16 protein-coding genes and 3 pseudogenes are annotated in these 23,841 nt (G+C 68.2%); 8 read left to right on the top strand and 11 right to left on the bottom strand.

Annotated elements, in window-relative coordinates; genetic code table 11:
- Positions 1-113 precede the first annotated feature (113 nt).
- The 3 genes from CP969_RS01070 to CP969_RS01060 form a co-directional block, all read right to left on the bottom strand.
- Positions 114-887, bottom strand: a complete 774-nt coding sequence (locus tag CP969_RS01070) for a hypothetical protein (RefSeq protein ID WP_016828335.1) — start codon at positions 885-887, stop codon at positions 114-116.
- Between the two features lie 14 nt (positions 888-901).
- Positions 902-1,171 carry a hypothetical protein gene (locus tag CP969_RS01065; protein ID WP_016828336.1) on the bottom strand — a complete coding sequence of 90 codons (270 nt, stop codon included), beginning with the start codon at positions 1,169-1,171 and terminating at the stop codon, positions 902-904.
- A gap of 254 nt (positions 1,172-1,425) precedes the next feature.
- Complete coding sequence (locus CP969_RS01060; protein WP_016828337.1) at positions 1,426-2,103, bottom strand: recombinase family protein; 678 nt, start codon at positions 2,101-2,103, stop codon at positions 1,426-1,428.
- Positions 2,104-2,477: 374 nt separating this feature from the next.
- On the opposite strand from CP969_RS01060, the gene CP969_RS01055 reads away from it, so the two are divergent.
- The 3 genes and pseudogenes from CP969_RS01055 to CP969_RS01045 all read left to right on the top strand — a co-directional run bounded on the left by CP969_RS01055 (position 2,478) and on the right by CP969_RS01045 (position 5,695).
- Positions 2,478-3,830 (top strand): DDE-type integrase/transposase/recombinase, encoded by a 1,353-nt coding sequence (locus CP969_RS01055; protein ID WP_016828338.1) that lies wholly within the window; start codon positions 2,478-2,480, stop codon positions 3,828-3,830.
- Positions 3,716-4,434: pseudogene (locus tag CP969_RS01050) on the top strand (IS6 family transposase). The gene CP969_RS01055 and the pseudogene CP969_RS01050 overlap by 115 nt, the downstream one beginning before the upstream one ends.
- A gap of 943 nt (positions 4,435-5,377) precedes the next feature.
- Complete coding sequence (locus CP969_RS01045; RefSeq protein ID WP_016828340.1) at positions 5,378-5,695, top strand: hypothetical protein; 318 nt, start codon at positions 5,378-5,380, stop codon at positions 5,693-5,695.
- Between the two features lie 225 nt (positions 5,696-5,920).
- On the opposite strand, the gene CP969_RS01040 is transcribed toward CP969_RS01045, so the two are convergent.
- The 3 genes and pseudogenes from CP969_RS01040 to CP969_RS01030 all read right to left on the bottom strand — a co-directional run.
- Positions 5,921-6,268 (bottom strand): hypothetical protein, encoded by a 348-nt coding sequence (locus CP969_RS01040; RefSeq protein WP_016828341.1) that lies wholly within the window; start codon positions 6,266-6,268, stop codon positions 5,921-5,923.
- Positions 6,269-6,510: 242 nt separating this feature from the next.
- On the bottom strand, positions 6,511-7,341 hold the full coding sequence (locus tag CP969_RS01035; RefSeq protein WP_016828342.1) for a WGR domain-containing protein: 831 nt from the start codon (positions 7,339-7,341) through the stop codon (positions 6,511-6,513).
- Between the two features lie 99 nt (positions 7,342-7,440).
- Positions 7,441-7,757: pseudogene (locus CP969_RS01030) on the bottom strand (IS630 family transposase); the annotation flags it as partial.
- Positions 7,758-7,911: 154 nt separating this feature from the next.
- Here CP969_RS01030 and CP969_RS01025 point away from each other — a divergent pair.
- The 3 genes and pseudogenes from CP969_RS01025 to CP969_RS01010 all read left to right on the top strand — a co-directional run bounded on the left by CP969_RS01025 (position 7,912) and on the right by CP969_RS01010 (position 11,009).
- A complete protein-coding gene (locus CP969_RS01025; RefSeq protein ID WP_016828343.1) occupies positions 7,912-8,925 on the top strand; it encodes a DNA-directed RNA polymerase subunit alpha in 1,014 nt (337 codons plus the stop codon).
- 246 nt (positions 8,926-9,171) lie between these two features.
- Positions 9,172-10,258 (top strand): annotated as a pseudogene (locus CP969_RS01020) (integrase core domain-containing protein).
- Positions 10,259-10,451: 193 nt separating this feature from the next.
- Positions 10,452-11,009 (top strand): hypothetical protein, encoded by a 558-nt coding sequence (locus CP969_RS01010; RefSeq protein WP_144055286.1) that lies wholly within the window; start codon positions 10,452-10,454, stop codon positions 11,007-11,009.
- Between the two features lie 211 nt (positions 11,010-11,220).
- Here CP969_RS01010 and ltrA read toward each other — a convergent pair whose 3' ends face one another.
- The 4 genes from ltrA to CP969_RS00990 form a co-directional block, all read right to left on the bottom strand.
- Complete coding sequence (gene ltrA, locus CP969_RS01005; RefSeq protein WP_016828345.1) at positions 11,221-12,612, bottom strand: group II intron reverse transcriptase/maturase; 1,392 nt, start codon at positions 12,610-12,612, stop codon at positions 11,221-11,223.
- Between the two features lie 908 nt (positions 12,613-13,520).
- Complete coding sequence (locus CP969_RS01000) at positions 13,521-14,414, bottom strand: IS3 family transposase (RefSeq protein WP_016828346.1); 894 nt, start codon at positions 14,412-14,414, stop codon at positions 13,521-13,523.
- Positions 14,411-14,716, bottom strand: a complete 306-nt coding sequence (locus CP969_RS00995) for a transposase (RefSeq protein WP_016828347.1) — start codon at positions 14,714-14,716, stop codon at positions 14,411-14,413. Before CP969_RS00995 ends, CP969_RS01000 begins: the two co-directional genes overlap by 4 nt.
- Positions 14,717-15,095: 379 nt before the next feature.
- The gene (locus CP969_RS00990) at positions 15,096-18,359 is read right to left on the bottom strand and encodes an nSTAND1 domain-containing NTPase (RefSeq protein WP_016828348.1); all 3,264 of its coding nucleotides are present in this window, start codon (positions 18,357-18,359) and stop codon (positions 15,096-15,098) included.
- A gap of 1,355 nt (positions 18,360-19,714) precedes the next feature.
- Between CP969_RS00990 and CP969_RS00985 the strand changes: the two genes are divergently transcribed.
- Positions 19,715-20,107 (top strand): hypothetical protein, encoded by a 393-nt coding sequence (locus CP969_RS00985; protein WP_016828349.1) that lies wholly within the window; start codon positions 19,715-19,717, stop codon positions 20,105-20,107.
- A gap of 539 nt (positions 20,108-20,646) precedes the next feature.
- Here the strand turns inward: CP969_RS00985 and CP969_RS00980 are convergent.
- On the bottom strand, positions 20,647-21,732 hold the full coding sequence (locus CP969_RS00980; protein ID WP_026085568.1) for an integrase core domain-containing protein: 1,086 nt from the start codon (positions 21,730-21,732) through the stop codon (positions 20,647-20,649).
- A 635-nt stretch (positions 21,733-22,367) separates the two neighbouring features.
- Between CP969_RS00980 and CP969_RS00975 the strand changes: the two genes are divergently transcribed.
- On the top strand, positions 22,368-23,831 hold the full coding sequence (locus CP969_RS00975; protein WP_016828351.1) for a short-chain fatty acid transporter: 1,464 nt from the start codon (positions 22,368-22,370) through the stop codon (positions 23,829-23,831).
- Positions 23,832-23,841: the final 10 nt, after the last annotated feature.

The following is a 23,841-nucleotide window of genomic DNA, read 5'->3' as shown; positions in this document are numbered from 1 at the left end:
CTCGTCGCCTTCGTCTCCGGTATCCGACCCGTACGGCCCAAAGGGCCCGCTCTGTCCGGGTCGGCTGGCGCCCAGGACGAGCGCGTTGCCCTTCATGCGGTGCGGGGAGGAGATCACGCGTCTTCCCCAGTCGCCTGCGCAGGCAGCAGGACGGCGTCGGCCGGCCGGAACTTGGTCAGGCACACCCCACACAGCAGCGGCCCCTGCTCGTAGAAGAAGGGGGTGACCTGCTGGCGCCGGGGGACGGGGGTGCACTCGCAGACGATCGCGAACCGGGCGCCGGAGCGTCCGCCGCGCGGCGGGGCGACGGCCTGCACGGTGGCTTCGAGCTGGATGCTGGCTGCGGCGTCGAGAGCGGAGATCACCTCCGCCCACCTCTCGGCTTCCGCGTCGGACAGCGGGCAGCGGCCCATGCCGATCACGCGGGCGGCCCGGGCTGGCGGGGTGAGCCCGACCTCGCGGGCGAGCCGCCCGTAGCGCTTGTTGTGCCAGCGCCGGTCACCGCCGCTGACGTCGACGATGTCCCGGGTGAGGGCCAGACCGTGCGCGGCGTGGTGCAGCAGGCCCTCCATCAAGGGCCGCCCGCCCAGGCCGAGGGTGCCGGAGGAGACCTGGAGCTCCATGGTCAGGTGCCCGTCGCGGACGAAGCGGCGCCCGGTGCGCAGGGCGGTGCACTCGGTGGGGTCCTGGGCACCGGCCGTGGGCGGCACGGTGACGGAGATGTCGGGGACGCCGGTGAAGCGGCGGCGGATCTCGCGCCAGGCGGTCTCCACCGCGCTGATGATGACCGCGCCGTGCACGACGGGCGCGGTCACACCGCCCGCCGCGGCGGCGCCGCCTGCCGTGGGCGGCGGGGTGGTGTCGGTGAAGAGGGTCAGGTCACTCACGTGGTGGGTTGCCTTCAAATCGGACGGGTGAGGTGGAGGTTGGCGGCGGCGTTAGCGCAGGTGACAGCGAAGTCGTAATCGGCGTTCGCGTACTCCTCCCTGGTGATCGGCTGATAGTGCCGAGCCATCCAGGCGTGCGCCTGGGCCTCGGCCCGCCCCAGCGCCCGGTCGTCGGGGAGGCGTTCGGTGAGGTGGGCGTCGACCAGTCCGTACTGGTAGCGGTTCATCTCCCGCAGGTGCTGGTCGATACGCGTCCACAGCTTCTCGGTACGGCCGATCTTCACGCGCGGGTGGGCCCGGCGATCTCCAGCACGTACAGCCGGTGTCCGACCGCGCCCGTGTCGAGCAGCTCGTCACGGACCCGGTCGCGGAGTCGTCGTTGCAGCCGTACGACAAGGCTGGGGCAGCGGCACCGCGGCGCCGGCCAGCAGGATCGCCCGTGCCTCTGCCTGGAGCCGCAGGAAGAACGGGTGGGCGGGCGGCGGCGCAGGCGGCAGGCGCCGCATGCACGGGGCGGGCAGGGTGGGCGGCGTGGTCGTCACCGGCTGCCGCCCGTGAGCTGGGCCGGGACGCGACAGGTCCGCAGCTCCTTCAGGTCGGGGATGTGGTTGTAGAGGGTGCCGACCGAGACGCCGAGGAGCTTGGCGATCGTCTCGATGCTGTTCTCCGGGTTGGGCAGCATGTCGCGGGCGGCGCGCAGCAGCTGCTCGCTGACGACGGTGGGTCGGCCGCCGACACGGCCGCGGGCCCGCGCGGCGGCCAGGCCCTCGTTAGTGCCCTGCACGATCAGCTCCCGGATGAACTCCGCGAGGGCTGCGAAGACGTGGAAGATCAGCCGGCCGCCGGGGGTGAGGGTGTCGAGCTTCTCGTGCAGCGAGGTGAACCCGATCCCGCGCGTACGCAGCTCGGCGACCATGTTCACCAGGTCCTGAAGCGAGCGCCCGTACCGGTCCAGCGACGGCACGACGAGGGTGTCCCCGGGCTCCAGGAAGGCGTGGCACGCCTTCAGCTCCGGCCGGGCGTCGTTCTTGCCCGACTTCTTCTCCTTGAAGATCCGCCGGCACCGCGCGAGGGTGAGCGCGTCTACCTGCCGGTCTAGCTTCTGCCCGCCGGTCGACACCCGCGCGTAGCCGATGCGGATCTCACTCGGCCGCGCAGGGAAGGCGGCCAGGAGGTCGTCGTCGGCGTCGAACATGTCGGTCAGGGTCGTCGTCACGTATGGCAGTGTGGCGTCAACTAACCATCGTTTTGTGAGGAACGGCGTGAGACCCCCCGAAGGGGGCCCCAGAGCCTTCAACAACTCCCTCAAAAACCCCGGCCCCTCAAGAACCTGCCGACACCCTTTACTGAGGAAATCCGGGCCCGTACGGTCGCATCCGGCGCACGCCCGGTGTCCGTGCGCCACCGGTTTCGCGGCGGTTCACCCGTACGTGTTGAAGCGCGCGCACGTTCGGGCGCCAGTTCCGCACGACCGTATCCGGATCATGCCCGGCCCCTCTGTGCCACCGGTTCCGTGAAGATCCACCCGGACGTGTGGATGCGGGCGCATGTTCGGGCGCGGCAGTTCTGCCACCACTGACACTTGCCGGCATGGGGAGGGTGTCGGCGGAGAAGCGCCGGGCGGCGGTCGAACGGCTGTCCCGGCTGCGGGAGGACGAGGCGTTGACCGCCGCGCACGTGCGTACGGTCGCCGACGGCCTCGGGGTGTCGGAGCGGACGGTGTGGCGCTGGCTCGCGCCGCCGAAGCCGGCCGCCCCGGCTGTCCGGCTGCGCTACGAGCTGAGTGAGACCGACCGGGACGCGCTCGCCTTCTACCGCGGCAACGTCGCCGCCGTCGTACGCGCCCGCAGGGCGGTGACCGACGGGGACGGCACGACGGCCGGGGCGCCGGTGCCCGACTTTCTCGCCGAAGGCTGGGCCAGCGCGAAGCCGGTCGCGGAGCGCACCCTGTACCGGGCGTTCACCCAGGGCCTGACTCCGGCGGAGCGGGCGGCGTGGAAGAGCGGGGAGGCCGGGCGCCGTGCGGGCTCGGTGTACCTGCGCCGGCCGGACGCGCTGCGCGGCCGCTGCTGGGAGATGGACCACAAGCAGCTCCCTCTGCTGGTCGTCCCGCCGAAGGGGAAGGCGCTCGCACCGTGGCTGACCACCGTGGTCGACGACGGCACCCGCGCCCTGCTCGGCTGGGCCATCGCCGTCTCCCCGACGTCCGGCACGGTGCTCACCGCGATGCGCATGGCCCTCACCCACGAGCCCGACGTCTCCCCGTTCGGCGCGGTGCCGGAAGTCGTACGGATCGACCGCGGTCTGGAGTTCGCCGCCGGCGCGGTCAAGGAGGTCCTCGGCTCCCTGGCCGTCGTCATGCACCGCCTGCCCGCCTTCACCCCGCACCGCAAGGGCAAGGTCGAGCGGCTGAACCTCACGATCGAGCAGATGCTGATCTCCCAGCTCCCCGGCTTCACTGGCGGCCCCCGCGACGCCGCAGGCCGCCTGTACGGGCCGGTCAAGGACTCGCCCGCCGCCCAGCGCGCCGCCGAGACCGCCGCCGACGGCGACGGCCCGCTGCGCCTGGAGCGGTTCGTACGCCGGTTCGCCGACTGGGCCCGCTGGTACAACACCTGCCACCGCCACCGGATGCTAGCGGGGCGCACCCCGCTCCAGGCGTGGGAGGAGGACACCGCCCCGCTGCGGCGCATCGGAGCCGAGCAGCTGCGCCACCTCATGCTCGCGGGGGCGGAGCGGATCGTGCAGAAGGACGGCATCGGCGTTGTCACGTTGGCTGACCGGCGTGGGATGATCTTGTGGTCGATCGTGCCGGGGAGGATTCGCTCGTGTCGTCCGCGCCGCCGTCGTATCAGGGGCACCGGTACCCGGTGGAGGTCATCTCCCACTGTGTGTGGCTGTACTTCCGCTTCCCGCTCGGCTTCCGGGAGGTTGAGGAGCTGATGCTCGAGCGCGGTGTGCTCGTCTCGTACGAGACGATCCGGCGTTGGTGCGCGAAGTTCGGGCAGGTCTACGCCAACGCACTGCGCCGACGCCGGTCCCGGCTCGGTGATAAGTGGCACCTGGACGAGGTCTTCGTGAAGATCAACGGCGAGCGGAAGTACCTGTGGCGTGCCGTCGACAGGACGGCACCGTGCTGGGCATCCTCGTGCAGAACCGGCGCGACAAGGCCGCGGCCAGACGCTTCTTCCGCAAGCTCCTCAAGCAGACCGGCGCCGTGCCGCGGGTGATCGTCACCGACAGGCTCCGCTCCTGTGGTGCGGCGCACCGCGAGGTCATGCCCTCGGTGGAACACCGCTCGCACAAGGGCCTGAACAACCGGGCCGAGAACAGCCACCAGCCGACGACGCAGCGCGAACGCGCCATGAAAGGCTTCCGCAGCGTGGGCGGGGCGCAGCGGTTCCTGGCCGCGTTCAGCGGCATCTCACCCCACTTCCGGCCCCGCCGCCACTGGATGACCGCCCCCGAATACCGCACCGAGATGAGCACCCGCTTCGCCGTCTGGGACCAGATCACCGGAGCCGTCGGCCGGCCTGCCGCGGCCTGAACACCGGCCCGAAACCCGACTCTCACCACACCCCGACGCGCCATCAGGCACTCACACACTCCACAACGTGACAGCGCCCTTCGAAGTGCAGCGGGAGCCGGTGGGTAAACGCATCACCGTCCGCATCGCCCTTTTGGACGACCCCGGCGGTGCCCTCACCGGACGCCACCCCCACTAGGGACAGCCCAGCCTCCGCCCCGCGCGGCGCCCGGCAGGTGGAAAGGCCCGGAACACCAGGGCCGCCCCGGGCCCCGGCACACCCGACCGGAGAGACGGAGGCTCAGGGCGCGGTCCCTCTTTCCACGAGCTTTGCCACCGACACGTCACACCCCTCTTTACGCATCAGTGTCTGCGTAATCACCCAGTGTGATTGCGCAGGACTGCGCGATGCCTACCGGCTACGCCTGCGGATCACCGTCTGTGGGCACGGGAGGCTGCGCCGTGGCGGGGCCGGCGCCCAGGGCACGGCGCCCGGTCGGTTGCACAGGCCGGGCGGGTTCGGCGTTGGTCTGGGTGGGTGGGATGCGGTCGGCGGCGAGTAGCGGGCGTGGTGTGGGCGGCAGCTCGGGGGCGAGGGCTGCGCGGCTGGGGCCGGGGCCCAGGGAGCGTCGGTCGGGCACCCGGTGATTGTCTCCAACGGCAGGCGCTGGGTGTCTCACAGCGCAGAGCAGTACGTGAAGAATCGGTCTGCCGCCCGCGCGCCCGTGCTGGGCGCGCGGGTGGGTAGCAGTTCGGCTTCCTCTTCCAGCGCAGGGCAGGGCCGCTCCCGGGGCCAGAGACGGTGGACGCAGGGGGCTATGCCGTGGAGTCATCGGTGCCGCCGCCGTGCTGCCAGCGGCGGCGACACCATGGGGGCTTGTCGGCGTTGGCGACAGCGAGCCGGGGAGCCCCGCCTATCCAGACTGATCGCCCACGCAGGCCTGCGCCAGCGGGAGGCGGCCGAATGCCGGACGAGATCCTTCAGGATCTGTACGAGATGGGCGGCACCGAAGGCTACGTCCCCTCCCCACAACCGGGAGGCCTGATCTCCTGGGCGGAGTCCGACTCGGGGGACTCCTTCTACTGGAAGACGAGTTCTCCCGACCCGGACGCATGGCCGGTGGTCGTGCGCGGAGACAACGGAGACTGGTCAAAGTTCCCGGTCGGCGCTATCGAGTTTCTGACCGGCGTGTACCGGCGAACCCTCCACGTACCCGGTATGCCCAGGGACTTCCCGAGCGACTCCCCAGAGGTGCTGGGCCTGAGCGACCGCATCGACTGAGCGGGGCACCGGCCCGGTCCGCGAGCGAGTGCTGGAGTTGGCGTCACCTGAGCTGTCGCGCCAACGGCAAAGACAACGACTTCGGCGAAACACGCCAAAGTCACCCTTCCGGGAGGTGGCACGTGAGCGTGCACCCACCCGCATCAGCCGTACTGAGACCGGCGCCACCCGGCCCGGGGCGGCGGCGACCTGTGCGGCGGTGACCTGCCGCTGGGCCGGGCCTGTCTACAGGCGCAGGAGTCGCTCCGTGATCTCCCGGTACTGTCGCAGCGCGTGCCGGAACTCCTCCGCCTGCGCCTGGGCGTCCTGGTCCTGCCAGCCCGCACGCAGGACGCGTCGCCGTTCCGCGAGAGCGCTCGCGAGCTCTGCGGTGACCTCGTCGAAGGCGCTCTCGGCCGCTTCCAGCGCCTCACGCGGGGTGTCGGCGAAGTCGAGGAGGGCCTGCCGCAGGCGCTGGGAGACCCGGTCCCGCTCCTCGGCGGGCAGCAGCGGCTCAGGCCCCGGGGCCCAGCGTGCGGCGGCTCCGACGCCCTTGTCCGGAGGCTGCTGGGCGCGTGCCTGGTCGTACATCATCGTGTGCCACTTCCTTGTGCGTCGCGCCGGCCGAGTGCCACCCGGCCCTCGTCTGGATCAAGCCGGGCTCGCGGGGCCTGATCCGAACGAAAGCCCTTGACGCTCATGGCCCGCCTGCTCGGCCTGCACCGTCCCGCCAGTCAACGCCCGGCGACGCCCCCTGTCAATGAACCTCTGGGACGGGCGAGTTGCGGAGCGGCCATCCGCCCAGCTCTGCGGTGACGCCTGCGGCAGCACGTCCATCAGCTTCTCGAGGTCGGCCGGTAGACCTTGAAGGTCTGCGTTCGGCGATAGGTCGACGGCTGGACATCGAAGCGCAGGTCCACCACGGGCTGCGGCGATCGGCCCCAGTGGCTGTGGGGCAGCGCGGCGTGACCGTGGATGCGGGCGTCGACCAGCACCTCCGCATCCTCGTCCCCGATCTCGCAGTCGAAGACGGGAAAGGCCGTTGCCACCCGAGCCGCCGCTGCCGGGTATGCGGCGCACGCTCGCCCCAGTGCCGGCGAGCAGAACAGCGCGTGGCCGAAGGACCCCACCAGGCTCGGCAGGGGCACCTTGTGGTGGGACCGGCCGTCGAAGGCGAGGTCACGCCTGGAGCAGAGGAACTCGGGGAAGGAAGCAACGACGCCGGCCTGGTGACTGCCCGCCCGGACCGTGAAGCGAACCGCGCTGCGTCCGTGGTCACGCAGCACGTAGTACTCGTGGAAACCCATCGGATGACCGGCCGCATGGGTGCGACAGTAGACCTGGTCGAAGCCGTCGACCGGCAGGTACTGCGGGGCGGGGGCGTGAGGGCCAAAGGCCCTGGCGATGACGTCCAGGACCGGCGTCCCGGCCTCGGCCTCCGCCGGGTCGCAGGGCGGCTCGACCTCGGTGAAGTCCTTGCGAAGGCGGTCGTTGATCTTGCGTACTGCGTGGCGCCGCGCCTGCTCCTCGTCGTCGAGCACCGTCGTGCTCGTCCTGCCCGGTGTTCGGTCGGAGCCCCACCGGAGAAAGCAGCGGATCCCTTCCTGACGGATCTCCCAGTATTCGAGCGGGGCCGCCTGCCGCTCGAACCTCCGCCATCTGGTCACCCGGCCGCCCCCACGGTCTGGCGGTCTGTCCGCGCCAGGACCGCACGTGGGTGACCCTATCGCTCGATCGCCAGGGGCGGCCCTCGCCGTCCCCGCCGGTCAGGACACCGGGAGGAGCGCTCGTCCGTCCCAGCGGATGCCCTTCTCGCCGCGGATGCGGACGCGCTCGCGCCGTTGGGCGGCCGGCACGTCGGGAGGGTGGGCGTTCTTGTTCCGCCGGCGCAGGAGGCGTGCAGGGCGCGGGTCTGCGCGGTGTGGTTGCGGTGGTGGAAGTTGGCGACGGTGCACTGCCGAAGCGGCCCGAAGCGGGCTGCGATCGGGTTGGCCCAGGAGGCGTAGGTCGGGGTGAAGCACAGCTCGACCCGGTTCTTCTGCGCCCAGAACCGGATCTGTTCGCTCTTATGGGCGGAGAGGTCGGCGTCCCGGGGCGGGATGCTGGCGGTCGCCCTTCGGGGCGACCGGGACGGGCGGGGTCGGGCGGTTCGGCCGCATAGGAGGCCGAACCGCCCGTACCCTTCGTGGTGTCTACGGCGTCACATGGCGGGCGCCACACACTGGAGGCCATACCTCGTGCTGATCGCTCAGCGTCCCTCGTTGACCGAAGAGGTCGTCGACGAGTTCCGCTCCCGGTTCGTGATCGAGCCGCTGGAGCCGGGCTTCGGCTACACCCTCGGCAACTCCCTCCGCCGCACCCTCCTGTCGTCGATCCCCGGTGCCGCCGTCACCAGCATCCGCATCGACGGCGTCCTGCACGAGTTCACCACCGTGCCGGGCGTCAAGGAGGACGTCACCGACCTGATCCTCAACATCAAGCAGCTGGTCGTCTCCTCGGAGCACGACGAGCCGGTCGTGATGTACCTGCGCAAGCAGGGCCCGGGTCTGGTCACCGCCGCCGACATCGCGCCGCCGGCCGGTGTCGAGGTGCACAACCCCGACCTCGTCCTGGCCACGCTCAACGGCAAGGGCAAGCTGGAGATGGAGCTGACCGTGGAGCGCGGTCGCGGCTACGTCTCCGCCGTGCAGAACAAGCAGGTGGGCCAGGAGATCGGCCGGATCCCGGTCGACTCGATCTACTCGCCGGTTCTCAAGGTCACCTACAAGGTCGAGGCGACCCGTGTCGAGCAGCGCACCGACTTCGACAAGCTGATCGTCGACGTCGAGACCAAGCAGGCGATGCGTCCGCGGGACGCCGTGGCCTCGGCCGGCAAGACCCTGGTCGAGCTGTTCGGTCTGGCCCGCGAGCTCAACATCGACGCCGAGGGCATCGACATGGGCCCGTCCCCGACGGACGCCGCCCTCGCCGCCGACCTGGCGCTACCGATCGAGGAGCTGGAGCTCACGGTCCGCTCCTACAACTGCCTCAAGCGTGAGGGCGTCCACTCGGTGGGTGAGCTCCTGGCGCGTTCCGAGGCGGACCTGCTGGACATCCGCAACTTCGGTGCGAAGTCGATCGACGAGGTCAAGGCGAAGCTGGCCGGCCTGGGCCTCGCCCTCAAAGACAGCCCGCCCGGATTCGCCCCGACCGCCGCGGCGGACGCCTTCGGCGCGGACGACGACGCGAGCACGGCTTTCGAGCAGTACTGAACGCTGCACCGGGTCGCGGGGGAGTTCAGGAAGGCGGGCCGGGTTCTCTCCGGGCCGCCTGCCTATGCGTGCCATCAGGCCGTACGCCAGGGCGGGTTCCTGCACGGTCCCTCATCCCGGCCTTCTGCGCCACGTCCGGTTCGGTGGCGGGGCCGCCTGTCCCGCTCGGAAACACGATTCTGGGGCCTGACCTGGAAGTTCCCAGATCACAGGACTGGCCGGCACAGCATCTGCGACGATCCTTCGATGCCGCTGTCCATCGTCACCGCGCTGGTCCGGAATCTGATCACGGTGCCCGCTGCCGTACTGCGCAGCCGCGTAGCGAAGGATGCGGAGGTGCTGGCGTTGCGGCACGAGAACGCGGTGCTGCGCCGCCAGATCGCCCGGGTCCGCTACGAGCCCGCCGACCCGAATCTGGCTCGCCGTGCTCTCCCGGCTGATCCCACGCGAGCGCTGGCGTCAGGTGTTCGCGGTCACCCCTACCACGCTGCTGGCCTGGCACCGGCGATTCGTCGCCCGGAAATGGACGCATCCTCAGCGCAGCCGCCCAGGACGGCCCTCCACCGCGCCCACCATCAAGCAACTCATCCTGCGCCTGGCGAAGGAGAACCACGCCTGGGGCCACCGCCGGATCCAAGGCGAACTCGCCCGCCGCGGCTACTCGATCGCCCCGTCCACGGTCTGGGAGATCCTGCGCGCCGCCGGCATCGATCCCGCTCCGCAGCGCTCCGGCCCGCCCTGGCGTGAATTCCTCACCGCCCAGGCCCACGGCATCCTCGCCGCCGACTTCCTGCACCTCGATACCATCTCCCTCAAGCGCCTGTACGCCCTGGTCTTCATCGAGCACGACACCAGACGAATCCACCTCGCCGGTGTCACCGCGCACCCCACCGCCCAGTGGACCGTTCAACAGGCGAGGAACCTCGCCATGGCACTGGACCGCCGCATGGATTCCCTGCGCTTCCTTCTCCGCGACCGGGACAGTAGGTACACCAGCGCCTTCGACGCCGTCTTTGAGGCCGACGACGTGGAGGTCCTGCTCAGTCCACCGCGGGCACCCAAAGCGAACGCGATCTGCGAGAGAGCCGTGGGCACCCTGCGCCGCGAGGTCCTCGACCGCGTGCTGATCTACAACGAGGCCCATTCCGTAAAGGTGCTGACCGAGTACATCCAGCACTACAACCAGCACCGGCCGCACCAGTCCCGGCAGCAACTATCCCCCGATAGCACCGAACCACCCGCCCCGGCCATCGTCGCCGATCTCCAGAACCACCGGATCCGACGAGAATCCATCCTCGGAGGATTGATCAACCAGTATTACCACGCCGCCTGACCGAGCGACATCTCCACAGCTCACTGCATCGAATCGTATTTTCGGACGGGACAGGCTGACCACCGACTGGAACTCCGGCCCGGTCGAAGGAGCAGTCAACCGGATCAAGATGCTCAAACGGCAGATGTTCGGTCGTGCGGGCTTCCCGCTCCTCCGGAAACGCGCCCTTCTCGCGTGACCCTGCGTAGTCAGTGTGCAGGTTCGTACTGCTGTCGAAGAACGGCTCAATTGCCGAGGGGTACGCGAAGCGCCGCTAGAGCTGGGCATATCCATGTACATGGATACTCACTCCGGACTCGTTCCAGCCGGGCACATCCCGGACGACCCCGATGCAGCCGAGCTGCGCAGTGAGCTTCAAAAGCTATGTGACGAAGCTGCGAAACGCGGCCGCAATGCCGATCACAGAGTCAGCTTCTGGGCCATCACGGACGTGGCACTCGGCTTCCCCGCTGCGCTGCTTGCGGGGGCGTCCGGTGCTGCCGGTCTGGCCACTGCCGATGCTCGCGTGCCGGCCGCGTTACTGGCGCTCGTCGCTGCAGGGCTCTCGGCAGGAGCGGGGTTTCTGCGGAGCGACGTGCGACGCGAGAACAACAAGCGGAGCCGACGCAACTGGGCTGCTGTCGAAGCTGAAGCGCGGATCGCGTTGGCGACAGCAACAAGGTTGAGTGCACCCGAACGACGAGAAGCACTGCGCAGGGTGTACGACCTGCGGATCACCGCAGTCTCCGGACAAGGTGCTGAGCTCCCATGACGGCTTGCTACTTGGGAGTTCAGCACCAGGCGGCCGAGTGGTGCGGAGTAGGCCCCCGACGACACCCCCTCCTCGCCCTCACTCTCCGTTGTCGTCTCGCTGAGTAGGTCCGGAGCGCGGTGCCGGGATTGCTCCCGGTCCGTTTCTCCGGACCTCTCGCCGAACCCGCCGTGCGCCTCTCAACGCAACGGGCTCTCCACGGTCTCTGCCGTCAGACGGGGTTCGCAGGCTGCCATGGGGTGGGGATCGTGGGCCGGTATCGGTAACGGCTGACCGTGACCGATGCGATCCGGAACAGCTCGATCCCGTCCGCCGCGATGGGTCGCCACCGCCCGGTGGGGGTGGTGAACCGGCGGCGGACGTCGCCCCAACTCCAGCGGTGACGCTCCCGCAGCATACGGATCAGACGCCACCACACGAAGGCGTCGAGCCTGTCGAAGACATGCTTGGCGACCGCGTGCTTGAAGTAGTTGGCCCAACCGCGCATGATCTGAGTGAGTCTGATCAGCACGGCGGCGAGATCCTGCTGCGATGTCCTGCCCGTCAGGGCACGGATCTTCGCCTTCAGCGACCGGAGGGGCCGGTCGGCGATGAAGGTGTAGACGTGCCATTTGGTCGTGCCTCCTTTGCGTTTCCACTGGATGCGGAAGCCCAGGAAGTCGAACCCGTCGCTCATGTGCACGATCCGTTTCTTGGCCTGCGACAGCCGCAGGCCGAGGGGTTCGAGCACGTCTGCGACTTCCTCGCGCAGTGCCGCGGTGTCGGCCTCGGTGCCGTGCACCAGGACGACGAAGTCGTCCGCGTAGCGGACGATCCGCCACGTGGGTTGACCTTTGCGGCGCCGGTAGGCGCGTTTGCCTTCGGTGGCCATCGTTCCGCCCGGCTTCCAGGGCCCGTGCAGGTGCTCGTCGAGCGCCGACAGGGCGATGTTCGCCAGCAGCGGGGACAGGATGCCGCCTTGCGGGGTGCCGGTCAGTGTCTTCTTGTTCTCGCCGAGTTCCGTGAGGACTCCGGCCTTGAGGAAGGCTTTGACCAGCGACAGGACACGCTTGTCCTTCACCCGGTGCCGCACTCGGTCCATCAGGGCCGTGTGGTCGATCGAGTCGAAGCACGCCTCGATGTCCGCATCCAGCACCCAGCGATAACCCCGGGTGCCGAAGTAGTGGATCTCGGCGATCGCGTCCTGGGCTCGCCGTCGGGGCCGGAACCCGTAGGAGACCGGCGTGAAGTCGGCCTCGAAGATCGGTTCCAGCACCAGCTTCAGCGCCGCCTGAACGACCCGGTCCGCGATCGTCGGAATCCCGAGCTTGCGGACCTTCCCCGCCCCGCCCGGCTTGGGGATGCTGCGTTCCCGCACCGGCAGCGGACGGAACGAGCCGTCCTTGAGGGCGGCCCGCAGGTCGTTCAGGAACCCGGGAACACCGATCGACTCCTCGACGTCTATCGCGGTCAGACCGTCGACGCCGGGAGTCCGGGCTCCCCGGTTGCCCGCGACCCGGTCGAACGCCACCAGCAGCGTCGCCGGGTCGTGCACGAAGTTGAACAGGTCATCGAACCGGCGGCCGGGATCGGCCACCGTCCAACGGTGAAGCTTGGTCTGCATCCCCAGTACCCGGGCCCGAGGGCCCGGAGCTCCGCCATTCGGCGGGGCGTCTTCCGGCATTGCAGCATCCGTCCCTTCTCGATACCGCTGCCGCCCTTCCCCATGCGGCCGGCTCTCCCGGCCTCGGAGTACTACGGCGGCTCCGCCCCGTCCCCAACCGATCGGCGGTCGATGCGCCCAGCCCCGGCAGCCTGCTGGAGGCAGGCGGCGGGGCGAGGTTCGGGACGGTTCCCGTGTTCACTGTGGTTCGCTCGATGAAGGAGGAGCCCGGCTGTGTCCCTGCGGCATCGCCACGAGTACGCCGCAGACTTTCCTCGTGGCCTCCCGGCCGGCTTTCGTAGACCGACCCAAGAGTTGTCAGACCACCCGAACGAGTGACCCGCATACGCACCGCTACCGGCCCTGATCCGCCAGGTTTGAGCCGGAGGCACTTTAAGAGACGTAAGACGCCGGTTCCTCGCGTACTCCTCTCCATCACGCTTGCCGGACCCGCCCCATCTGGCGGTACTGGTCACGTCCCGGCGTTGTCAGGGCCGCTCTCGCCCTCCCCGGCATCACCCGGATCAGGCTGCCCTCAGCTTCAATCCCGCTGCTGCGACAGCGAGTTGGTGCAGGTCTTCCACCTCCACTCGAACCAGCAGCGCCTCACGGCGCAAACGGAACTTGTGCCAGACCCCGAATCAGAGCGTTAATGCCACCTCGGTCGCCCTGGAGGGCGACCGCCATGTCCACGTAGTCCTGCCAGTGCGGCAGGTTTGCGTAGTTGCGATCCTCGGGTCATCCCTGAGGGCGACCGCCAGACCGGCCGCGCGGGACCCGTTGGCGTCGCGCAGTTCGTTGCGATCCTCGGTCGCCCCGAAGGGCGACCGCCAGGCTGAACTTTCCCCGTGATGCTGGACACTCGTTGCTTACGCCGCGAGGGCGTGTTCTTGCTCGTGTCGCTGTCGGATCTCCAGCGGGGTGAGGTACCCCCAGACCGGATGCTTCCGCAGTCGTCTGCGGTGGTAGAAGGTCTCGATGAAGGCGAAGATCTCCGCGCGGGCAGTGGTCCGGTCGGGCCAGTGGCGGGTGCCGATCTCCTCTTTGAGTAGCGCGAAAAAGCTCTCGGCTGCGGCATTGTCGAAGCACGAGCCGGTTCGGCCCATGCTCTGCCGCAGCCTCAATCTGCCTATCTCTCGGCGGAGTTCACCAGAGGTGCATTCCGATCCGCGATCGGAATGCGCGATGCAGCCGGGCTGCAGCCGGCCGCGTCCGGCGGCCATCGTCAGCGCGTCGACGACCAGCAAGGCGCGGTGGTGGTCGGCCATCGAGTAGCCGACGATCTCGCGGGTGGCCAGGTCCAGCCAGGTCGCCAGATACAGCCAGCCCTCGTCGGTGGGGATATAGGTGATGTCCCCGACCAGTTTCCGGCCCGGGGCATCGGCCGTGAAGTCGCGGCCGATCAGGTCCGCGGCGGGCACCGCCCTCTTCGCCGGACGGGTCAGCGACCGGCGCTTGCGCCGGGTGACCCCGGCGATGCCGCGCTCACGCATGATCCGCTCCACTCGCTTGCGGTTGACCCGCCGGTCCAGCCTGCGCAACTCGGCATGGATACGCGGCACCCCGTAGGTGCACCGGGAGGCGATGTGTAACACGGTGATCTCGTGGGCCAGGACGTCGTCGGCGGCCCGGCGGGCGGCGCGGGCCTCCTCGCCGGCCAACCAGGCGTAGAAGGAAGACCGGGCCACCTTCAGCAGCCGGCACAGCAGAGCGACTGGGTGGGTGGTCTTCTCCGCCTCGATGAACGCGTACACGTCGTTCATCGATCGCTCTCTTTCGCGAAGAAGACCGCCGCTTTTCGCAGCACCTCGATCGTCTCGGCCTGCTCGCGGTTCTGCCGCCGCAGCCGGCGCAACTCTTCCCGTTCCGTGCTCGTCAGCTCGCCCGGCGCCCCTTGCCCGCGGTCGATCGCGTCCTGCTTGACCCAGTTCCGCAGTCCCTCGGCGCTGACCCCGATCTCCCGGGCGACCTCGGTGACGGTCTTGCCGGAGGACCGTTCCCGCGCGACCGCGTCGCACTTGAACTCCTCCGGATCCCGCCTGCTGCGGTTGCTCTCGCTTCCCACCTGGCACTACTTCCTCTGGAACCTCACGTCCCAGTCTCCAGGTGTCCAACATCAAGGGGAAGCTTCAGGCCCGCTACAACACCCGCCGCCGGCACTCCGCCAATGGTCACCTCAGCCCCAACGAATACGAACGCCGACACCACGCGGTTAAACTCACGCTCGCAGCGTGATCAACGAACGCGTGTCCGCCATCACGGGGGAAGGCCCGGCTCCTGTTCGAACCCCTCCGACCATACGGACGAATAGAGAACAGCCAGTTTGACCATTGCTTGTTCATCCAATCGTTGCTGAGATGAGGATGGCATGTTGACGAAGGACACAACGCGGCGGCACCGGGCGGATGGCTGATGTGACGGAATTTGGTAGGTGATACCTGGTTTCAGCAGGTTTTTCGGTAAGGTAGCTCAGGGATAAGTGATGTCCAGTCCGTTTGGGGAACGCCACCGTGTGCGCGTATACAGATGGTCTTGGAAACAAGTTCCGGGGCGATGGGGTAGGTGCGTGGCGGGGTGTATCCGCCGTCGACGGTGAGTGTGGCCCCGTCGGGCGCGAAGGTGAGGGAATCGACGCTGTCTCCCGCTGTGAGGAAGCTGGCTCCCAGTGGCCGGTTGGATGCGGCGTCCCAAAGCCTCACCGTGCCGGCGTTGCCGCCGACGGCTAGGAACTGGCCGTCGGGTGAGTACGTCAGTTCGGTCACGGCTTCAGGTTCTTTGCTTCCTGCGATGCCCGTGGCGGTTGCGGTGAAGATACTCAGCCGTCGTTTGAGTGCCCGGTCCCATACGGTCACCCGGCCGTAGTGGTCGCCGGTTGCCATGCGGTCACTGCCTGGGGGCCCGAGGGCCGTAGCGGTCAAGGATCCGCCGAGTAACCCGGTTTCCGGTGTGGCAGCGTGCTGTTGCGCACGGAGCCACTTCGGGGCCAGTGCATCCCCCAGATAGATGGTGCGGACGAGGGCAGCCGATGCGGGTTGTTCTTCGACGTACCGAATTACCTTGAGTTCTGGATCTAGCTGCACATCCATAACGCTCCGGCCGTTCAGCGGATATCGGTACACCGGCACCTTGGGGTAAGCGGTTCTCCACACACGGATCGTGTTGTCGTCCACTGTGACGAGGAACTGGCCGTCCCGGCTGAGGATGACATACCCCGACTTGATGTCGGCAACGGGCGGAACTTCCTTGTCTGAGTCCCAGCTCCACATCCGCAGGCCTGCACCGGTGACAACCATCAGCATCCGCCGCCGAGAGTCGAGGAGTACCTGCCTGGCGCCGATGCCGTTGCGACCGCAGACCAGCCGGGAGACGGTGTCCGAACGCAAGTCCCAAACCCGGCGGGATGCCTGGATGTCCCATATCTCCAGGGCCCCGGATACCGAGCACAAAGCCATGAACCTGACGCTGGCGTCGAGAATGGCGCGCTCGGGGTTGTGGCTCGCGCGTTGGAACACCATACGTTGTTGTCGCAGGTCCCAAAGGCCGACCGAGCGTTTGCCCACCACTTTGAGGATGTGATCGTTTGCGGTGAACAGCGTGTAGGTGTCGCTGGAGTCCAACGGAAGGATGGTGGTCTGGCCCGAGACCGTGTCCTGCCACTGCACCGTGTCACCTGCGACCGCCAGCAGGTACCTGCCATCTGCGGAAAGATTGTATAGGGAGGTGTCGTGCCCGACCGGGATGGTGCGGGTGCGTTGTCGACGCTCCAAATTCCACAGGAGCACCTGGCCGTCGCTGGCCGCCATCAGGGTGCGGCCGTCGGAACTGAGGCGTCGCATGTCACCGGCCTGTGCACGGGGGCCGGTGAAAACGTCCTGCTCGCGTTGGGTCAGTGAACCCATGAGCGCGGCTTTGGCCTCCAAGGTCGGGCTGATGCGCCATGCCGCGACGCTCAGCCGCATGGCTGTCAGCGGGTCGGCATAGCGCATGGCCTCAGCGGCAGCCGCTACACGACGGGATGTGGCTTCGGCGAGCCGCTGATCACTGAACCTACTCTGCTGCCAGGCGATCGCGCCCGTGAGAGAGGCAAGCACCGCTACCAGGGATAGGCCCGTTCTCAGCCAGCGTAGGCGGCGGGTGGTGCGAGCCGTTTCCTGTTGCTCTTGGGCGAGTGCAGTGGTGCTGGCTCTGAGGAAATCATGCTCCATGGCGGTGAGATCCTCGAGGCGTTCATCGCCGAGGTGTTCTCGGGCGATGGCGAGTCGGCTTCCCCGGTACAGGGCCCCTGGATCGCGGTCCAGTTCCTCCCAGGCGCGGGCGGCCTCGGTCAGTCTGCGGTGGGCGCGCAGGCGTTCGCGGTCCTGCTCGATCCAGCCGTGCAGCCGGGGCCAAGCGGTCAGCAGGGTCTCATGAGCGAGCTCGACGGTGTCGCCGTCGAGGGTGAGCAGTCGCGCCCGGGCGAAGGATTCCAGCACCTGGCCGGTCTCGCTCTCGCGCCGGCCGTGAGCCGTGAGTTCTTTGCGGTCGGCGGGGCGGCGGGTGTCGGGAGCGTCCTCGCCGGGGGCGACCAGGCGCAGCAGCAGCCGGCGGGCCACGGCAGCCTGCTTCTCCGTCAGTTGGCAGTAAACGTCCTCGGCAGTCTTGGCGACCGCGTCCGCCAGCCCTCCGGCCGCCTCGTAGCCGGCCAGGGTCAGGGTCTTGCCGCGGCGGCGCCGCCAGGTCTCCATCAACACGTGCGACAGCAGCGGCAGCCCGCCCGGGGCATCGGCCACCTCCTGCACCAGACGGGAGGTCAAAGCGCGTTCCACGCTCAGCCCCGCGGCCGCGGCCGGCTTGACGATGACGGCCCGCAGCTCCGCCGGACCCATCGCACCGACCAGCACATGAGCCTCGCGCAGAGCCTCAGCCAGGTGACGGTGCTCGGCACAGCGGCCGTAGAAGTCGGCGCGCACTGCGATGACAACCCGTAACCGGCTCTCGGGTCGGCAGGCGGTCAGTAGCAGATCGAGGAAGCGGGCGCGCTCCGCGGGGTCCTGGCAGAGGGTGAAGACCTCCTCGAACTGGTCGACGACCACGAACGTGTCCGCCTCACCGCCTCCCGCTCCAACTCCCGCTTGGGCGTCTGTGCCGCCGGGGACGAGTACGTGGGCGTGGGTGTGGGCGGGGCGCTCGCCGGGGGTCAGGATGCGGATGACGGCCGGGCGCAGACCGGCGTCCCGGGTGTGCTGCAGGGCGGGGACCAGGCCGGCGCGCAGCAGGGAGGACTTGCCGCTGCCCGACGCGCCGAACACGGCCACGAACCGCCGTCGGCGCAACAGCTCCAGCAGATCCGCGACCAGGCGCTCACGGCCGAAGAACACATCCCGGTCCCCGGCCTCGAACCGCGCCAGCCCCTTGTATGGCGCCGCCGCCTGCGCACCGTCCTGCGCGGAGTCCGCAGAAGCGGCCTCTTCCACCGCCTGCTTCCAGCGGGCTTGCCACTCCAGAGGATCGCCCCCGCACGCCGCCGCATACGCCAACGCCACCGGCAGCGTCGGCAGCTGCTCACCGGCGGCCGCCTGCGACAGCGTCGTCACCGAATACCCGGCCCGCTGCGCCAGCACCCGGTAGGTGATCCCGCCCGCCTCCGCCCGCAGCTTGCGCAACTCAAACGCAAAGCGCTGTACCGGCCCCGCTCCCGGATCCACCGGCACCTCACGACGCCCCGCCACACCGCCTCCCCAGCAGATTTCCCCGGCACCGCACCGGGCGGCAACCTACCCGCCCCCTCCAGCCCGCGCAGAGATTGCGTCCGGCCATTGTTTGGCCGCCGAAACCGCATGCCGAACAATGCGCCGGCCGCTGAAATCGGTGGTGCGAGCGGCGAACACCCCGCTCCCGGGGGGCGCCTCTGCTTCGCCGTACGGCATCGAACCGTCCGCCGTACGGCGAAGCAAAGGTCACATACAGGCCGTGACCAGCATGCGTCAGGCCACCCGTAACACCCCCTGGATCAGATCTGACAAAGGAGTTTTCATGGGCATGTGCCACGCCCTGGCCATCACAGCGCTCAGCGCGACACTCGCACTCGGTGCTCTGGCAGTAAGAGGCTGAACGTGCCTGATCGGAGCGGGCGGCCCGGTCAAAGACAGCTTTGAGTCGTCTGTGACTGCCGCACTGCGATGGTCGGCCGTAAGAGGACGGGGCGCCTCCGCAGGGCGGATGCGAGCTGTGCTCTCGGTGGTGAAGTGGGTAGGGGCGCCCGGCCGGGCGCCGACGTCGATCTAGTCCTGCGGGATGCGCTTGCGCAGTGTTTTAGTCGTGCCGATCCCAAGTTTCGCGGCGACCGCTTTCATCGCGGCCTACTCGGTGTCGTAGTCGGGCAGCACCTCGGCGACCATCCGCGCCGCACGACGGCGCAGCTCAAGCGGATATAGGGAAGGACGTGCCATAACTCGATCCTCTCAAATGATCGAGTTTTTACCGAACCAGGGACGATTCACTGTCCGGGACAGTTGGTTGGCATTGTTTCGGCCTGTCGACGGGTACTAGCCTGCATAGCGCCTGTTCATGGAATCAAATGACAGGAGAGTTTAAATGCGCAAACCGGTGGTCACCGCTACGGGTGAAAGGGTAGAAAAACCATCGAGAACACTCCTTCTCGTTACGGCCATGGCCATGGCTTCCTTCGTTCTCGCTGTCCCTCAGTCCGCCAGTGCAGCGGACATCGCCGCGACGTGTTACACGGTCGCAGACGTTCCTCAATACTCGGGAGGCGAGGTCGTGTATAGCGGAAGGATTAACTGCAGCCGGCCGTACAGCGCACTCGAGGTAGAGGTAAACCTGACCATGAAAGAGGGATCCTCATCTGCTGTCGAAGTCGCTGACACGGTGAGCTACTGCGAAGACGAAAGCGTCTGCGCAGATTTCGGGCTCTACCCAAACCGGTCAGGCTCGCAGGTGTGGTGCACCGTTGTGGAGGGTTGGGCCCCCGGTGTCACGGTGACACCCGCAAGGCGCTGCGAGACGCAGAGTTGGTGAGGAATCACCACACAGAATCGGATCCGAAAGGAGATAGCGGAGCGAGATGATAATTCGGCGAATACTTGCAGCCGTTTCGGCGCTGTTCCTTCCCTTGTTCTTCCTGGGGAACGGGACGGCACACGCCGCTTCAGGCATCGCCGCATCCGAATGCCACACCGTGGCAGACACGCCGATCTATCAGGGCGGCAACATCGTATACAGCGGCGGAGTGGTCTGCGACGGACAGTACGCCTGGGATGTGGAAGTCAAACTGCTTATGAAGGAGGGCACCAAGCCCTATGTGGAGGTTGCCAACACGTCCACCAGTTGCTTCCTCAGCTACAGCTGCTACGACACCGACTACTATCCTAACAGGGCCGGCAACCAGAGTTGGTGTACGCAGGTGTGGGTGGTCAACCTGCGCCATGCGACCGCCTGCGAAACGCAGAACTGGTAGGGCCATGAGGCGAGCAACAGGTAATCTCATAAGGCGAGCAGTCGGCGTCGCCACAAGCACCGGAATTCTCGTTGCTGTGGCATTGTCGATGCCGAGCAGTGCCGCAGAAGCAGCTCCTGATTGTTGGGCGGTGGCGTCCACGCCGCGCTACGTCGAGGGAAGCATCGTATATGCGGGTGAAGTTCGGTGTCGCACCGTCGTGCCGGAGACCTATGTATATGTCCGGCTCGAGCTTTCTGACGGTTCCTTTGAGGCGGAGACGCAGAAGGACTGCGAGAAGACATCCTTCTGCCGCGACGTTGGTTATCATCCGAACCGATCCGGAAACCAGGTCTGGTGCACCGAGGTCTACGGACCCTACATCGACAGCGCACGGGCGTGTGAGTCGCAGAATTGGTAGGCGGCCGTAGGGCTTGACGTAGAAGCTTGCGTGATGCGCTCTCAGATCAGAACAACCGTGGTGCGCCCGCCGATTCGTCGACGGGCGCTGCCATGTGCTTCAGCAGATCCTGTGCCGTTCAGAAACGCGTTGCTGCTGGTCAGGCTGCGTATCCGTACTCGTTGATAACGCCGCCGAGCACTCGGGTGCGGAGGAGTCGGCGCGCGGCCAGGTCGGTCGGGGGCGCTGGGTGCTTGTGGGCGAGGGGTGGAAGCTGTCCCCGGGCCTGGTGCGGGCGATGACGGTTGTAGTGCCGGGCGTAGGCGTCCAGGGCCTGTCGGGCGTGGGCCTCGCTGCATATCAGCAGGTGGTCGAGGACCTCGCGCCGCAGGGTGCCGGTGACCCGTTCGCAGTGCGCGTTCATCCGAGGAGTTCGCGGCGCGGTCCTCACGACCTCGGTGTCGTCGGCCGCGAAGACTGCATCGAAGGACTCCGTGTACTTCGCGTCCCGGTCGCGGAGCAGGAAACGCAGCGAGTCGGCCCGCACACCCGACTCGATGGCCGGGTTTCTTGCCTGCTGCACCGTCCAGGGCCCGGTGGGATGGGCGGTCACGCCGGCGATGTGCAGGCGGCGCGTGCCGTGCTCAAGGAAGACCAACGCGTACACCCGGCGCAGGTCGACGAGATCGATGTGCACGAAGTCGCAGGCGATGATGCCCTCGGCCTGCGCGGTCAGGAACTCACGCCATGTCGGCCCGCCGCGGCGCGGGGCGGGATCGATTCCGGCCGCCGTCAGGATCCCCCAGACCGTCGTGGCGCCGATCGAATGCCCCAGACGAACGAGTTCACCTTGGATCCGACGGCATCCCCACCGCGGATTCTCCCGGGCCAGCCGCAGCACCAACGCCTTCACCGCGCTCGCGGTCGGCGGCCTGCCCGGCCTGCTCCGACGCTTGCTGTAGTCCCACTTGCGCACGATAAGTCTGCGGTGCCACGCCAGCACAGTTGCAGGCGTCACCGGGAAAACGCGCGCCCACCGACGCCGCGGGATCAGCGCAGACAACGCCGCGAACCACAGCCGGTCCGCCGGCGCATACCGCACCGGTCCCTTGAGCTGCCTGCGCAGCACCGCGTTCTCATGCCGCAGCACCAGCAACTCAGCATCCTTTGCCGCGCGTCGGCGTAGCAGCACCGCCGGGACCGACAGCAGCTTCCGCGCCACGTGATACACCAGTGAGACGAGCATCCGGACAGGGTTCCAGGAGCTCATAGTGGCGCGCCAGACCCACTCCGAGCAACAGCGATGAGTTTCCGAACGGCACAGGTCGTCGCGGGTGAGGGCGATCCGCAGGGCCGCGAGCACCGCGTCCCGGCTTGGGGCGTGCGCGGTGACGGCGGCGCCAGTGATGGCGTTGGTCGCGCAGTCGATGAACCACGTGACCCACGGGGTGACCACCTCCCCCTCCAACTCCACCCCGACGGGCGGGTGCTTGTGGTCGCCCTCCCACGCGGCGCCTCGGTGGCTGGGAGGGCGTTTGCCGAACACGCCGTGGGCGCGCCGCGCTGCCTCCCTCGCAACGGTGAGGAGAGTCGCGTTCGTGGACGCACCGACACCGCCTGTCCGGCGAGGTGCCTACACGACGTCCCCTCGGTATGCCATGTCGGTCAGACCTATGAAAGCGGTCGGTGAAATGGCCTGTGCTACCACCCTTCTGCCGCGTTCCTTCCCGCCGTACGGTCGGGCACAACGAATCGGGGGCATCCCCTTCCCCTTCCGGCTTCCCACCCGCGAAGATCTCCGCTCGGGTCACGGATCAACCGTCAGACGACGTCGTTCCTAGGCATGGTGAACGGCCGTCCGAAGAGGAAGCGAGACAAACCATGGTCGGGGACGTCCACACCGAGCGGGACACCGAGGTGCTTGAGGGTGACACCTGGTTGGCGCGGGTTGCGTTGCGGTTCACCGCCTTCACCGAGCGGTGGCTTCCAGACGCCTTCGGGTTCGTCCTCGTCGGCACGTTCCTGATCTTCGCTCTGGGGCTCGCGACGGGGGAGAGCCCCACCACCCTCGTGGACGCGTGGGGTGAGGGCTTCTGGTCGCTGATCCAGTTCACCCTGCAGATGGCGATGATCATCATCGGCGGATACGCGGTCGCTGTGTCCGCTCCGGTCGCCCGGCTGATCGCCCGCATGGCACAGATCCCCAAGTCGCCGCGCGCGGCGATCGCGTTCACCGCCGCGGTGGCGATGATCAGCTCCTATCTCAACTGGGCGTTCAGCCTGATCTTCACCGCCATCCTGGCGAAGGAGATCGCCCGCGTCGTCCGTGGCGTCGACTACCGGGCGCTGGGCGCCATGGCGTTCCTCGGACTCGGCACGGTGTGGGCCCAGGGGCTGTCGGGTTCCGCGGCGCTGCAGGTGGCCAGCCCGGCCTCCAGCCCGGAGGCCGTGCAGGAGATCATCGCCGAGGGGCGGGACGGCGAGGGGATCATCCCGCTCACCGAAACGATCTTCACCTGGCAGAGCGTGCTGGCGACCTTCGTGGTCTTCGTGGTGGCGGTCGTCATGGCCTGGTACCTCGCCCCCTCGCCCGCCCGTGCCAAGACCGCCCAGGAGATGGGGGTCGAGCTGCGTCCGCTTCTGGCGGAGAAGGACGGGAAGGAGGACGCGGCCTCCGGCTCCACCGGGTCGCGTCCCGGCGACTGGCTGGAGCGCAGCCCGCTGCTCACCGTCCTGGTTGGGATCCTGGGCCTGTGGTACCTGGTGCGCCACTTCACGAGCGTCGAGGGGAACCCGGTCGCGGCGATCGACCTCAACACGGTCAACCTCGTGCTGATCCTCCTGGCGCTCTGCCTCCACTGGCGCCCGGTCCGCATGGTCGAGGCGGTTCGGCGGGGGACCCCCGCAGCGTCTGGGGTCCTGCTGCAGTTCCCCTTCTACGGCGGCATCTTCGGCATGATCGCATTCACCGGCCTGTCCAAGCAGATCGCCGGCTGGATGGTGAGCGTCTCCAACGAGCTGCTCTTCCCGCCGCTCATCGCGGTCTACTCGGCGGTACTGGGCGTCTTCGTCCCCAGCGGCGGCAGCAAGTGGGTCATCGAGGCTCCCTACGTGATAGAGGCGGCGAACCAGCTGCACGTCAACCAGGGGTGGATGGTGGTCGTCTACGACCTCGGTGAGGCGTCGGCGAACCTGCTGCAGCCGTTCTGGATGCTTCCGACGCTGGCGGTGCTGGGCCTCAAGGCCCGGGACATCATGGGATACACGTTCGCGATGTTCCTCGCCTGCTTCCCCGTGGTGCTGGTCGTGGTCACCGTCCTCGCGCAGACCCTGCCGTTCCCGTGACCACGTCGTA

This window comes from Streptomyces viridosporus T7A (genome assembly GCF_008704515.1).
Classification (GTDB): domain Bacteria; phylum Actinomycetota; class Actinomycetes; order Streptomycetales; family Streptomycetaceae; genus Streptomyces; species Streptomyces viridosporus.
Note: the sequence above shows the minus strand (reverse complement) of the source record. Positions and strands in the feature narration are given on the sequence as shown.

Coding starts and splice junctions, on each gene's coding strand:
- CP969_RS01055 (WP_016828338.1), top strand. CDS start 2,478: ATGGGGAGGGTGTCGGCGGAGAAGCGCCGGGCGGCGGTCGAACGGCTG.
- CP969_RS01045 (WP_016828340.1), top strand. CDS start 5,378: ATGCCGGACGAGATCCTTCAGGATCTGTACGAGATGGGCGGCACCGAA.
- CP969_RS01040 (WP_016828341.1), bottom strand. CDS start 6,268: ATGATGTACGACCAGGCACGCGCCCAGCAGCCTCCGGACAAGGGCGTC.
- ltrA (WP_016828345.1), bottom strand. CDS start 12,612: ATGCAGACCAAGCTTCACCGTTGGACGGTGGCCGATCCCGGCCGCCGG.
- CP969_RS01000 (WP_016828346.1), bottom strand. CDS start 14,414: ATGAACGACGTGTACGCGTTCATCGAGGCGGAGAAGACCACCCACCCA.
- CP969_RS00985 (WP_016828349.1), top strand. CDS start 19,715: ATGATAATTCGGCGAATACTTGCAGCCGTTTCGGCGCTGTTCCTTCCC.
- CP969_RS00980 (WP_026085568.1), bottom strand. CDS start 21,732: ATGCTCGTCTCACTGGTGTATCACGTGGCGCGGAAGCTGCTGTCGGTC.
- CP969_RS00975 (WP_016828351.1), top strand. CDS start 22,368: ATGGTCGGGGACGTCCACACCGAGCGGGACACCGAGGTGCTTGAGGGT.